Source organism: Acinetobacter sp. V115_6, assembly GCF_031799025.1.
Taxonomy (GTDB): Bacteria; Pseudomonadota; Gammaproteobacteria; order Pseudomonadales; family Moraxellaceae; genus Acinetobacter; species Acinetobacter pittii.
Map to the genome: position 1 here is coordinate 46,037 of NZ_JAVQNO010000018.1, position 14,944 is coordinate 60,980.

The following is a 14,944-nucleotide window of genomic DNA, read 5'->3' on the forward strand; positions in this document are numbered from 1 at the left end:
GAGCGAATTATCTTAAAAGTTATATCGAACCTGGGCATACACCAGACTGTTATCTCTAAATTGTCCTAACACCGTATCATTTCTGCCCCAGAACCGATCACCACCTGCATTCAATTGCCAGTGATCATTAAGGTTGTAATTAATACGAACTCTCAGCATCTCATTGGGCTCTGGTGCAAAATAGAAACCTGTTACTTCTAACTTTAGATTGTCATTCAGGAGGTTAAGTGCATAGCGCAGCATAGCTCCATATTGATCACGCTCATATTGGTTACTGATGGTTTGCTGATAACGGTAAACTTCTCTCAATAATGGATTTGTTAGACTATCGGCAGATCTTAAGTCCTCCGTATGTTTATAGACACCTACTAAACTCACGGTGGAATTCTTCAATGCTAATTCTGGACCCATGACCACGGTCAGATTATTTTTTTTGTGCGTAAGATCTTCACTACCATTCGAGTCAGTTTTTGTATAGGCAGCTTCACCGCGCCATACGATATCGTTATGGTTATAACTGAAATCAAATCCATAGACGGACATAGAATTATTTTTCAGCTGCAATGTTGCCTCCCCTGTTGGAGATGCAGAAATAATTGACAGATCGGGCATGTGGTCCAAACCTGAGAAATACGATGCACCCACATCTAGACCATCTACAGAATAATCCCAGCGCATTGCAAATGCAGGACGGCTCTTCTTATCTATTTCATACTGGACACCAGAAATCTGACGCAATGGAATCACATCTGAACGACTACGCGGATACCACAATGCTGTCCATTTATTGGTTCCTGATTCAGGAATATATGTCAATTTAATTGTATCATTTCCAAGACGTTGATCTGTCTCATCGGGCACTAGGCGCGTATAGTCACGGGGTGATAGATTATCTGTTGGATTAATCCCATCAGCTCTCCCCCAGACGACAATCTGGCGGCCAACATCAAGATAGAACGTCTGATCCCAGTTGTAAGAGGCGTACAACTCACGTAAGTTGCGATTCACCTTACTCACCTGATCTGGGTTTACAGTATGGTCCGTTTCGTCTCCAATATTTATGTCGTAATGGATCTTAAACTCAGGGTTAAACTTGAGCGTACCATTGGACCAGAAACTTGCTTGCCCAATGTTTTTTAACGAACTTAAATCACGATCTGATGACCAGACATCGAGTCTGGCTGAGTTCTGGCTCACAAAACTCATTTCGCTGTCATCTGCATAAGCATGCTGCAGTAGCATAAAGCTACTGCAGCATGCAAATACCCAATAGGCACCTTGCGTCATTTTTCAAGACTCTGAGGTGAGAAAAGCTTATCCGATAAGGTTTTTTCTGCGACAAAATCATTGACGATCACTTGTGTCATATGCTGAGTTTGCAGATTCTTCGCCATAGATTTCATGGCTTGCCATCTTGGTTTCACTTTGCCGTAAGGACGAATATCCGTGAACTCAATATGCTTTAACGGCTTGCCTGCTGTATCCCAAATGTCTATGGTTGCTGTAACAAAGTTGTCTTTGAGAATGCACATGCGACGTTTGCTATAACCAAAGTCACTCTTCACCGTATTATTGATTGGCGTTGCTTCGATCATATAGCAATCTTTGCCATTAAATTTGCCATCTGCAAGTTTGGTGTACTTCCAGTCACTTAACTTATAGCCAAGTACATCACCATAACTAAAGTCCGTACCAATAAAAGCATCCCCCTTATTCGCTGATGCAAGACGACGTACTTTTTTCAATGCAGGCAAATAGACAAACATGCTATCACTGCCTTTTGAGTTCTCAATCAATAGCGTCGTGGTTCCCTGTACATCTGCAGGCGAGATGAACTCGGTCAAACGCATATTGTTCTGAGTATTTCCAGCAAGCTTGGTCATATTTTTAGTCAAGCGCACACGTTGCTCGCCATTTTTAGAAGTCAAAATAAATTTGGCACTAGCACTTGAAGTCAGGAATTTAGAGGCATCATCACTACGATTAACAATGTCTTGAACTTCATCTGCATGAGATGTTTTAGGTAATGAAAAGGTGAGCGCAGTACCTAACAAAAGGCTTGTCACAATAGTTTGTGCAACGGGGATGCTTTTCTTATTTGAGGAAAAGATGAAACGAGGTTTTAATATTAGAATCATTGTAGGTACCATAATTAAGGTTGCAAACACACTGAATAGCATCGCAATCACAATAAACATCGCCAGCCATTGATGTACGTGGAAGCCTTGCGACAACGACAATACGCCATACCCGCCAGCGACCGCAGTCGCGACAAAAAGAGAAGCTTTACCAGCAGTACTTAATGTTTTACGAATAGCATCTTTGATATCTCCACCTTCTTCGCGCAAGATTTCACGCAAACGATAGAGGAAATAAATTGCGTAATCCGCACCAATACCTACAGCCATGGCCGAGATAAGGGAATTTGGAATATTGAGCGGAATGTCGAGCCAGCCCATCACACCAAAGATGGCAAGAATTGAGAACAAAAGTGGTGTCAGAACAATCAGTCCAGCTGAAATCGAACGGAAGACCAGTGCTGAAATAAAGAATACGGCAAATGAAATTTGTAGAATGTTCATAAGCTTGCCGTGAACCATTGTTTCAGTCAAAGCAATGGTTTGCGTCACGTCACCACCAAAACTCACTACAGCCTTGTCACCCAATTGAGCCGCCATATACGTTTTTAGCGACTCAAGGATTTCTTTGATACGGTGGTTGCTGCCCGTTTTCATAAGAATCGTGATCTTGGCATAGCGCTGAGTAGTATCAATGTAGGATTCAAAATCAGTCGGCTCACCAGACATTGAATACAACAGCAGATATTGAGCAACAACATCTTTGGTTGCAGGAACCTGAAATGCCTGTGGCTGATCGGCATTCATTGCCTGATTCATTCGTTTGATATAGTCCACGATAGAGATTGTTTTACCAACCTCTGGAATTGAATTCGCGAACTTCTCTGTATTATCAATCGCTTTTAGGATCTCTGGGTTTTCAATACCGTCACGAACCTTCGTATCGACCATAATATAAAGGCTGTTTGTGCCACCAAGTGACTGATTCAAGAACCTGTCATCCTGCTGCATCGGTAGGTCACGAGAGAAGAAATTCCGACTATCGTTATCTACCACAATACGGCTCGTGCCGATCGCAAGAAAGACACCAATTCCCGCAATCGCAGTCATTAATATCATTCGTGGACGAACTGACAAAATGGCATCGCCAATACGATTTGGAATCCAATCCCAGATCGGTAGCCCTTTGCGTTTGACCTTCGTAACCGAAGGCGGTGGCAACATTGAGCGTAGTGCTGGAATAAAAGTCATCTCAATGATCAGCGTACTGATGATCCCGATTCCAGTAAAAATACCGAATGAACGAATAGTCGGAATATTGAAGGTCAACAGAGAGAAGAATCCAGCCGCCGCAATTCCGCCAGCCAGCACCATAACTGGACCAACACGAACTAAAGACTGCACCACAGCTTCGCTATTGGCAGCTTTAGGTTGCATCCCTTGAGCAATCAGACGATCAAAATCTTCATAGTAGCGTTTGAGCAACTGCACGGCGTGCCCTGCTGCAATAGCTAAAATCAGAATTGGCGTAGGTGAGTTAAAGATATCCATAGGCTGTTTGAACAGCCCCATCATGCCCATACCCCATGCCACAGCAAGCAAAGCTGTAACGAGTGGCAGAATCAAACCCTGCTTACTGCGGAATGCTTCAAAGTGCAACAATCCAATCACCAGTACGGCAATCGGGAACAAGATATTGATACGCTTAGAGTAATCTTCAGCTTTATCTAGATAGACAGGATTACCGCCGACACTGAGCGTCATATCTCTAGATTGTTCGCTTTCTACAATTTTGTTGATCGGAGCCATCATCTTCTGGAAGCCCTCTGGACTTTCCTCAAGCTCAAGCAAAATTGCAGCAGTTCTTTGATCTTTAGACACCACTGAATTCATATAAGTTGGATTCATTGCCAACACTTTTTTCAGTTGATCGATATCATCCTGAGTTACAGAACTGGTCGGCAATAATTTTTTGGCATCAAACCCTTCCGAATTAGCCATGATCCCTTTCGCTTGACGTGCAGCCAAACTCATCATAGTTGATCGAACAACGCCGGGGGCGTTGTCCACTTCTTCGGTAATACGTTTGACTTTTTCCAACACTTGCGGCTGATAAATATCACCTTGCTTCGGTGTAATACCGATCACGACCATATACTTGGAGCCGAATTTTTTTTCGATCAGCTTGGTCGAGGTGATATAAGGATGCCCATTCGGTGCAAGTGCGCCTGGATCAATAATAATTTTTACACCAGATGCAAGATATGCCAAAGCAATCGTCAAAAGCATGACCACCGTCAGTACAATACGGCGATGTCTGAGAATCCATCGCGCATATTGCTCCATCACTAGATGAGTCTTTTGAAGTGGTTTTTCGATCTCTTGCGATGATTCTTTGATCTCCTGCAATGGTTTTTTGATCTCTGGCGATGGTTCTTCTATCTCCTGCAATGGTTTTTTGACTTCTACCGATGGCTCTTCAATCTCTTGCGTTTGTGTACTCACTGCCTCATAGGTTCCGCCCTTCTGAGCCAGCGCCTGAAGATTAGCAAGATCTTTTTTGAACTGGGCAAGAACCATTTTTTTTAGCAGTGCATTAGGAAATACACCAAAAAAGCCGCCCGGCTCTGCCTCAAACAACCATTCAATCCATGTACCTTCTGGATGAGGTTTGAAGCGATAAGTACCTTTGTAATAAAACGGTCCTTCTAACACTTGGAAGGCATACAATTCATTCGGTACCAGATGTGTAATTTCACCTTTAAAGGCCAACTCACGACTAGCAAAGCTCAAATTGAGTTCATACTTGCTGCCCACACGCGGAGTAGTGTCTAGTAGCTCTGAATGCTTACATGACAATTGCCAGCTTGCATCATTGCCCGGGTTTGCAAGATATTTAAAAACTTTATCAATCTCGGCCGGTATAAGGAAAGCATGTTCTATGGTCACCATAGTGGTTCTACCTTCTTGTATTTCTTATGCAGGAATTGGGTACATCTGATCAATTGCCTTGGCCACAGCCGCAACGTTCTCAGCGAACATAATCGATGAATGGTCACCAGGTAGATCCACTTGTGTAAGCGTATCTTTGATCAAATGATCCCAGCCGAGACTTTCCCCAAAATCTTCAGACTCATCTTTGGCTTTAACCAAGAGGATCGGAAAATCTTCAGGCTCTGGGAAATAGGTTTGAAGTGCGACGCCATTAGCCAAATAGGTATCAAAGTAAAGTCGGAAATCTGATGGGTTAGCATCCAGAGGTATGACATTGATGGCCTTAGCTTCTCTAAGCACATGATCAAACATGTGATCTGGACTCAATTCACGCAAGTATTGCGCTGATATCGTCAGCTTTTTGCCATAAGGCACAGCCAAATCACGAGCAAACCAAGACAAAAGCATGGCATCATCAGCATCTTCAGGCACATTCTCTGGAATTGGAGCACGTGTATCTATCATGACAATTCCTGTGACCTGCTGCCCCATTTGACGCAACTGACGACTGATCTCGTATGCAATCGCACCACCGAAACACCAGCCACCGAGGAAATAAGGCCCTTGAGGCTGCATTTTTTGCATTTCAGCAATATAGAGTGTCGCCATTTCTTCAATCGCCACTTCAGCAGCGTCTGCTTCAATCAGACCCGGAGACTGAATAGCACGTAAAGTACGGTTCGGGTTGAGATGACGCGAGAGTTCCATATAACAGAAGGTACTGCCACCAATCGGATGGAAGAGCCACAGCGGTTGTTCATAAGTTCCGCGGCGCAGTTCGATTACGATTGAAGGTTTGATTTCTTTATTTTCACGGATGATCTCTCCCAAACTCTCAACAGTTGAGTACTGTGCAAGTAAAGCAACTGATAATTCGGTACCAAATACCTTCTTGAGATGATTGACAAGTTTCACAGCCAATAATGAATGTCCACCTAACTCAAAAAAATCGTCATGTATACCAACTCGCTTGACTGACAAAATCTGCTCAAAGGTAGTACATAACTCGATTTCGATCGAATCGCGTGGAGCAACATAATCGTTGCTCTGCTCAAACACTGGCTCAGGGAATGCCTTACGATCTAACTTATTGTTAGCCGTCATTGGAAACTCATCCAATCGGATAAACGTACTTGGCACCATATAAGCCGGAAGATGTATTTGCAGAGTCTTTTTTAAACCAGCCATTTCAATGTCATGTCCGGTCACATAAGCCACCAGCTTCTGATCGTTGTCGGCTGTGGTCTTAACCAAGACTACTGCATCTGTAATACCATCGATCTGTTTGAGGACATTCTCGATTTCGCCTAGCTCAATACGGAATCCACGGATTTTGACCTGAAAATCCAGACGTCCATGATGAGTCAAACGCCCATCCATTCGCAGACAGACTTTATCTCCGGTGCGATAGAGTCGACCAGCATTTGGTAGGGATGGTAAAGTTCTAAATTGTGCATCTGTCAACTCAGGTCGATGCCAGTAATCGACTGCAAGACCATCGCCTCCAATCCAGAGCTCTCCCATAACACCTCGTGGAACCAATCGCTGCTGTTCATCAAGAACATAAAGCTGGGTGTTCGCCATTGGTTCGCCTAAATCAATATATTTGGCATCGGTGATGTGGGCTGCACTGGACCATACAGTCGTCTCGGTCGGGCCATAGACATTCCAAAGGCAGCTGACTTTGCTCAGTAGTTTTTCTGCGAGTACAGGATCTAGCGCTTCGCCTCCGCTAAGGGCAGTTAGATGTGGGATACCTTTCCACTCACTGTCCAATAGCATTTTCCAAGAGGACGGCGTTGCCTGCATAACATTGATCGACTTCGCCTGCATATACTCAACCAGCAGGTTCCCATCTAGAGATATCTCACGTGGGCACACATGTACCACACCGCCGTACATTAGTGGAATCAATAGTTCAACAACCGAAATATCAAATGCATAAGTCGTGATCGCTAATAACTGCATATCAGCAGTTGCTTGCAGCCTATCGTTTACAGACAACAAGAAATTAGCTATTGAAGGATGCCCAATACGCACGCCTTTAGGTTTACCTGTCGAGCCGGAGGTGTACATCACATAAGCGGTATCACCAAAGGCAAGCGTCTCACGTACTTGCTCAAGGGGCACAACACCAGCTTGATTGATATCTAGACGTGGTACAGAGACTGTAAGAGCATCCATCAAGTCAGTTTGGGTCAAGATGACTTTAGGTTCAGCATCTTCTACGATGTTATGCAAACGTTCTCTTGGGAAACTAGGATCCAACGGTACATATGCTGCTCCTGTCGCCCAGATTCCGAGGACTGCCGCGGGCAATAGCACAGTGCGGTCTACCATCAGACCTACACGATCCCCATTGGTAATACCATGTGCACGTAAATATTCAGCAATCCCAGCAATATGCTGACCTAACTCATGATAGCTGACAGCATGATCTCTAGAGGTCATAGCATGATTGTGACCACGCTCATCGATCTGCTTTAGAATCATTCCCAGTAGATCATGTCGAGGATAATCAGTCACCTGACCACGTAGATAGCCTAGCTGAATGCCATTCGCATAATCAGGTGCGATATCTAACTCAACGATCTTACGTTCAGGATGAGCCACCATTTCCGATAATACAACTTGCAGTAGTTGCACCATATTCTCGGCAGACTCCGCAGAAAATATTTCAGAGTTGTATTTCAGTACGCCAATCAGTTCACCCTGATATTCACCACCCATTTCTAGCATAATATCTAGTTGGCCTTCTTGTTGGCGAACCGGAAAGCTTCCTAGCGTAAGGTCTTGACCAGCTAAAGTAGCTGGATTCTGGATTGGTAAGAGTAATTCTTTAAATTCATCCAAACCACCTAGACGTTCCCAGAACATTCCAACCTGAGCCAATGGGTTGATACTGCCATCACGCTTTGGTGAAACAGCTTCAACCACTCTGGAAAAAGCAACTTTTTGATGTTTAAGACTCTGTTTTAATTGTTCCTGCACCTGCTGTGTAAATTGACGTAAAGTCTGATCAGCATCGATGTCTATGTTAAGAGCAATTGTATTAACAAACTGTCCTAGTGCATTGCGCAAAGAGCGTTCAAGTCGACCTGCTACTGCTGTGGCAACGACTAGATTATTTTCATTTGATAGTTTGTTCAGCAGGATATAGAAGCCCGATAGTACAAGACCGAACAAGGTAATTTCATAATCTTTCGCCAAGTTTACAAGACCAGACGATACTGACTCAGGTACACGGAAAATTACCGAGCTACCTTTATGTTGTTGCACAGCTGGACGTGGATAATCAAGTGGAATGCTATGCACATGTGGAGCATGCTTTAACGCATTTTTCCAAAACAGTAAGCTTTCATCAGCATCACCAATCACGTTGCTCTTCTGCTTATCTGCATATTGAGCGAACTCGATTCCGTTCACTAGATTTGACTCTGTCACTAGCCCAAAACGCTTGCAGACATCACGCAGCAACAAGCCAATTGACCAGAAATCCATTAAGGCATGATGAATCACAACTGCAATCACATAGTGATTCTGACCACGCTCATAACAATGGATACGCCACAAAGGTGGCTGAGTTAGGTCAAATGGTTGCTTGGTATCCTGTTCGACTAATTTCGTCAAATCAGAAGCTTCAACATGACGAGCATCAGAGAGAATGATATTAGGATATACACGATCCCAGATGATTTGCTCGATACCCTGATCATTGGCAGGCATGCTTACACGTAGTAACGGATAATCATGTAACACTGCTTCCAAAATCTCCATCGGCTTATTGCCTAATGGCTGGTTGACCTTCACATCAAAAGCCACCACCATATTGTAGGCACTGCAAGTTGGCTCAAGACGCTGGATATACCAAATACCAAGCTGTTCTGCAGAAATCGCATGACGCGACAGAATTTTTGGTTCTAAGCTCGCAATGTTATTCATGAAGCAACTCCCTGTTGCAACTCAGAAACCAGATATTCAGCCAATGCATTGATTGTTGGGTAATCCCATAGCAGTGTCGGCTCAAGTTCCAGTTTTGTCAGATCTTCTAGGTCCCCAGACACAGACAAAGCAACGATCGAATCAAGACCATAACTGGTAAATTTTTGCTCTGGATCAATCGTCTCAGGCTCTACACGCATCTCTTTAGCTACTAGCGTACGAATGATCGCGCTCCAGTAAACTTTATCCTTATTCATGGGGTAATCTCCTCTTTAACTGGTTTGGCATCACGCGGTGCCAATGCGAAATCGATAACAGATAACATGTGGTTGGTTGAAATTTGGTCTAGCAAATCTGCTAATGTGCTTTCACGTAATGACGTAATAGGGGGAGATGTCTGCCCTTCCGCAGCATTTAGGAAAATGATCAACCATGCTCCATCCTTTAAAGCAGTCCTTAAGCCATGACGGTTGAAGACCCAGAAACCCAGCACAGCAATGCGGGCAAACAGTTCTGCGTAGCCTCGAGCGAGACTAAAACGCAAAGTTTCAAACTCTTTGCTTTCCTCAGAGTTTGAAAAGTAATTCTGAATTTTTTGATCCAATGAACGCTGTTCAACCAGAAGCCGGTCTGCATGCTCACGTAGCGTAGATAGCATTTCAGTAGACAACCCTACTGTGGCTTCGGCATCGTTGAGCATTTCAATGATTGTCCCCAGCGACTCCATCACCAAATCACCATCTCGGTTGAAAATCTCAAGCCCACGGAAATCAATAGCGTCTGTCTCCACTTGTAAGTCATACAACTGGCGATAACGTGCTTTGGCTTCGGCTTGGTTGAGATGGTCGGCTTTTTTGCTACGACCTTTATTGGCTGATTTGAGCTGAAAACTCAGACTGTCTAGACAAACGGTGCTACTTCCGTCAAACACACTAACAATCAGATGGTCTCTGAATGCTTTCTGGTACATTCCATCTGCATATGCATTTCTTAAGAAGAAACGTGACCCAAGCACTGAAGAAGTGATCTTGGCAAGTGACTCTACATACTCAGGCACCAGTACCTTGACGATTGGCGACCATGTACTGAACTGATTAATACAAACGTGTAATCCGCGCGCGCCAACGAGTGATAACACCTCCGCCGCTAATAGATAGGCATAGGCTGTAGCGAGCTGCTCACGCACCAGTGGAATGCTTATTACTTTTTTGTTATATAACTCGCGTTCGATAGCAAACTCGGTCGCGATTCGTAGCATCGTATCGCCAGCCCCCAGCGAGAAACTACTGCAATATGCACGCGTTACCTGTAGGGTTTTGAGTCCAAGTTCCAACCCTTGGCCCTCTTCACCGATCAAAGCATCTTTGTGAATTTCAGCGTTGTTAAAGCCAATACCACTAATATCTAAACCACGCATGCCCACTGTTGGTAGGCGGTTCAGACTATAGGTTCCTTTAGAAGCCATATGACGCTTATCAAGCCAGAATGCGCTCAAACTACGTGGTCCACGATCGTTCGATGTTTTAGCGATCAGGCTTAAAGAGTCTCCTAAAGTGGCGCGGTTAATTGACCATTTTTCGCCATTTAAGATGTATTTACTCTCGGCAGGCTGTGCTATCACTTCACTAGATAATAGGTCAGCACCATGCGCTTTCTCGCTATAAGCCAATGCTGGAGCAGCACCACTTAAAATTCGGCTAGCAATATTTTGGCATTGATTCGGATTACCACCGATCCACACAATCACAGACCAAGCGTTCGTGCTATAGGTCGAATTGATAGTTAGATCTCGTCGTGCCAACACACGATGCAGATATAGCAACTCTTCACCAATTTCCATACGACCTCCGAGCTCTGAAGGTACATAGAAACGGTTCATACCCACCGCATTCAGAAAATCAACAGCACGCTGAGGATATTGCTCCTTCTCATCACGCTCGATGGCAGCGGACCAAGAAAAATCGTTGTTGTTATCATGTACGGAGCCTAAAATTTGCTCCAGACGAGCAGCAGACTGAAACTGCCGCAAATTAGATGTAAGTGACATGGATTTTCACTCAAATGATTAAAGGGTAAGGGTTAAAACAAAGCACTTTTCAGACGATTAAAAATCAGCGCGCGTACTTCACGTTCCTTGATCATTGAGTTGAGAAGATTGGAGCTATAACGAATCAGCTGCCCCCGCTGCTCACGATCACGGATGACTTCTAAGCCGTTTTTGACATAGTTTCGAGCAATCACTGTTCTACGGTTTGGATGGGTTAAACAAACCAATTGACCGCGTTCGATTTGCTCTTTAATTTTTCTTCTTCTAATTTTGCCGCTAGTAGTTTTGTTAATTCGGCCTTGATGCAGTAAATAGACGCCTTCTACAGGTAAGCCAATATCAGCTGTCACTTGTTCCTTGACCTGAGTTCTAATGGCTTCAAAATTGAGAGTCTTGTCTAGTGATTTCTTCTTGATCTCAAGTACAACCGTAACACCCTCAGAATCAGCAACATTCACTGCCGCAACACAGCCTTTACGAACAGCAGGATGTGCCATTTCAACAGAGCACTCGATATCTTGCGGGTAATAGTTCTTGCCACGGATGATAATCACATCCTTAAGGCGGCCAGTTACATATAGGTCTCCGTCTTTGACAAAGCCCATATCACCCGTTCTCAAGTAGTGCACTTGACTCGGCTGACCCGCGTCATCAATGATAGTAGCCGCAAAAGTTTCCTGATTGACCTCTGGCTTCTGCCAGTAACCTGCTGTAACGCTCTCACCTGCTAGCCAGATTTCACCAACTTCATGAGCCGCTACTTCTTGACGGGTATGCGGATTGACAATACGGCAATCAATATGTGCCGAGATCTTGCCACAGCTCACCACTTGCACGGCGGTCTGATCTTGACTGGCCTGTATCAGATTGGCATTTAACTTGTCACGATCGATTGAAATTGCATTGAGAGGGCCAGTTACGCCACTAACTAAAAGCGTAACTTCTGCCAATCCATAGCATGGCAAGAAAGTATCTAGTCTCAGTTTCGACTGGGTATTGAACTTTTCCATGAAGCGTTGCATGACGTGAGCCTTGATCGGCTCAGCACCATTAAACAGCACACGTAAACGACTCAGATCAAGTGATGCAGCCTGCTCATCAGAGATGCGGTGCAGACATAATTCATAAGCAAAGTTTGGTCCACCAGTAATCGTGACACCTTTTTCACTGATAAATTGCAACCATTTTAGAGGTTTACGAATGAAGTCCAGCGGTGACATGACATAGCAAGTCAGGCCCACATACACAGTTTGCAAAACTGAACCAATCAACCCCATATCGTGGTAAACAGGTAGCCATGTAAGGCCAATATCTTCAGGTTGTGTGCCAAAAGCTTCAGCAATCATGACTTCGTTTGCCATAATATTCTTATGGGTAACAATTACCCCTTTAGGCCAACCTGTTGATCCCGAAGTGTATTGTAGGAAGCAGATATCTTCTTCAGTAATGAGCGGGAAATCTTTTTGTACCAAATCACGCTGTAGCTCAGTATCAACGGCATGTAATATTAAGCTTTCATTTTGAGCTTTTAATGTGATCAGACCTGATAGCTCAAGAATCTTTTTGGTGGTGAGTACTATTTTTGGCTCACAGTCATTCATAATATTCAAAATATTAGAAAAACCATTACGATTAAAAGGTAGGCTGACGGGTACCGCGATAATTTTAGCTTTTAGACAGGCAAAGAACGATACGATAAAGTCCAACCCAGGCTCAAACAGCAATACAGCGCGATCACCACTGTCTACAAGATTCATTAATACCTGAGCTTGATGTTGAACCCGAGCGTTCAAATCTTTATACGTAAGAGACTGAATACCACCCGATTGACGCCCTAAATACTCGAAAGCAACCTTACTTCCATTTAAATTTGCGTGGGATTCCAATGTTGCAATGATATTATCCGTATCCATTACAGCCATAACTTACTCCGATTAATTATAATGCACCCTTAAAATTCGCTAATTTAGAAATTACATTTCTCGTCGGGGCTTTTAATAAAAATGAATATATTTTTTGTTTAAAATATAAATTCACATTATATTTTATGTGTGGGTGCCATTTATTACACCTGTAAGTGCTTACAGGTTGGCCTATATTTATAAAAATCGAGAAGCTGGACACCTTTTATAAATTGTCTTACTCATTTCTATTTTTTATTTTTGCAATTAGATTAAAAATTAAATTCATTTTTATCTTTACTTTTTTAGTATTAAACAAGTATCTAAAAGCTTTCAATCCATAAGCGAATTCTTAGCTCGTATAATTCTTTTATTGATATTTTAGTTTTTGATTTTTTGAGATTTAATTTCTTATAGCAATAAGCCATTTAAGTATAGATTAACAATCCACCTATATTATTCATTTAAAAATAAATCACACTTCAACATTATAATTTCTTACAAACAATATATAATTTTACAAATCAATATAATTAACTTTGACTTTCATATAAGATCATGAATAACAAAATAATATAGAACTAAATTTTCCCATTCGGTTTAATTTCAAAATAAAATTTAGATAAATAACTTTTATAATAAGTCGTGGTAACAATTAATTTAAAATATAAATATTACAAGCATTTACTTTATTCAGATGTATTATTTATACATATACTTTATAAAAGTCCTAACATCACAGCTCGGATAGCTGCTGAAATTTTATTATTCACATTTAACTTCTGCATTGAATTTCCGAGGTGAAAATTTACTGTTCTTTCCGTCACCCCTAGAATCTGGGCAATTTCTGCTGACGTTTTACCCTCAGCAGTCCAACGCAGTGCCTCTTTTTCTCGGTTCGTTAAATAAAGATTAAACTGAGCGAATTCCACCTCATTTACAACTTTAGCAATGCTAGAATGCACTGTCTGAGACAACCAATACATATTTGTATATTGTGCCTTTTGCTCTTTTTCCGACAATTGGTCACTGGATCTTGCGAGTGTTAACATCCCTCTGGTTCCAATAAAGTCACGACTTGACTGAGCCCAACCGACATTAAGGCCATAAGAGCGCGCCTCCTCCCAGAAATCTTTTTCTTCTTGTGTCTTTGCAGATTGGCTCGACCAGACAAGAGGTTGAAGTGATACCATACAATGCTGCACAGTTGGATCTACCTTCACATAATGCTGTTCCAAATAACGCTTTTGCCATGCTTCTGGATAATTATTCAACATAATCGTTTTTGGTTCAGCAATAGATAATGGCGACTGCATACCATAAGCACAATAATCAAATCCAAGCTTTGAAGCTGTAGATTTAACGATCTCAAACAGCTGGTATTCATTTTTTACGATCAGAAATTCTGATAATAAATCCTCTTGCCAATTTTCCATTTACTCTCATTAGACTCCATTCACAAATCATTTTTTGTTCAGTTGCATATTGTGAATTCAAACAATCCAATTGAAGCGTAGGTCTCTTCGTTTACCTTTATTTCAACAAAGCTTTTAAATACCTAATTTTATTTATCTGATTTCTCAATTTCAGATTTTGAATTCATCATCTAATTAACAACTCTTTTAAGCCAGATATGGTTGCAAATTATTCAGACAAACTAAATTTATGAGAGCTTCTAAGGTTGTTATATTCCATGTGCGGATTATGCTTGAAAAATTAAATTTTACAGGATGCATTTTATTCCAAAAAATAAGTATTTTAAAAAAAGATTAGAAGATCTATTAATTATTATTAATATTCAGTTTTCATTAATTTAATTAAACAATATTTTCTATCAACTATCTAGCCGGTATAATTTTACTAATTATTATGTAAAGAAACTAAATACACCTTTAATAATTTAATAAATCAAGCAATTACATTACAACTCACCTTGCTTAGGATTATTATTTTAACAATGAGACTTGATGCATACTAAAAGA

At 42.1% G+C, this 14,944-nt stretch carries 7 protein-coding genes; all 7 read right to left on the reverse strand.

What is annotated here, in order from left to right:
- Positions 1–12: 12 nt before the first annotated feature.
- The 7 genes from RMA94_RS06180 to abaR all read right to left on the reverse strand — a co-directional run bounded on the left by RMA94_RS06180 (position 13) and on the right by abaR (position 14,398).
- Positions 13–1,287 (reverse strand): porin, encoded by a 1,275-nt coding sequence (locus RMA94_RS06180; protein ID WP_311082237.1) that lies wholly within the window; start codon positions 1,285–1,287, stop codon positions 13–15.
- Positions 1,284–5,030 (reverse strand): outer membrane lipoprotein-sorting protein, encoded by a 3,747-nt coding sequence (locus RMA94_RS06185; RefSeq protein ID WP_311082238.1) that lies wholly within the window; start codon positions 5,028–5,030, stop codon positions 1,284–1,286. Before RMA94_RS06185 ends, RMA94_RS06180 begins: the two co-directional genes overlap by 4 nt.
- A 24-nt stretch (positions 5,031–5,054) precedes the next feature.
- A complete protein-coding gene (locus RMA94_RS06190; RefSeq protein ID WP_311082239.1) occupies positions 5,055–9,014 on the reverse strand; it encodes an amino acid adenylation domain-containing protein in 3,960 nt (1,319 codons plus the stop codon).
- Positions 9,011–9,271 carry an acyl carrier protein gene (locus tag RMA94_RS06195; protein WP_002118032.1) on the reverse strand — a complete coding sequence of 87 codons (261 nt, stop codon included), beginning with the start codon at positions 9,269–9,271 and terminating at the stop codon, positions 9,011–9,013. The genes RMA94_RS06190 and RMA94_RS06195 overlap by 4 nt, the downstream gene beginning before the upstream one ends.
- Positions 9,268–11,043 carry an acyl-CoA dehydrogenase gene (locus RMA94_RS06200; protein WP_311082318.1) on the reverse strand — a complete coding sequence of 592 codons (1,776 nt, stop codon included), beginning with the start codon at positions 11,041–11,043 and terminating at the stop codon, positions 9,268–9,270. The genes RMA94_RS06195 and RMA94_RS06200 overlap by 4 nt, the downstream gene beginning before the upstream one ends.
- 50 nt (positions 11,044–11,093) lie before the next feature.
- Positions 11,094–12,983: a fatty acyl-AMP ligase gene (locus RMA94_RS06205; RefSeq protein WP_075383952.1), complete on the reverse strand. Its 1,890-nt coding sequence runs from the start codon at positions 12,981–12,983 to the stop codon at positions 11,094–11,096.
- A 698-nt stretch (positions 12,984–13,681) separates the two neighbouring features.
- Positions 13,682–14,398, reverse strand: a complete 717-nt coding sequence (gene abaR, locus RMA94_RS06210; protein WP_057085479.1) for a LuxR family transcriptional regulator AbaR — start codon at positions 14,396–14,398, stop codon at positions 13,682–13,684.
- Between the last annotated feature and the right edge of the window lie 546 nt (positions 14,399–14,944).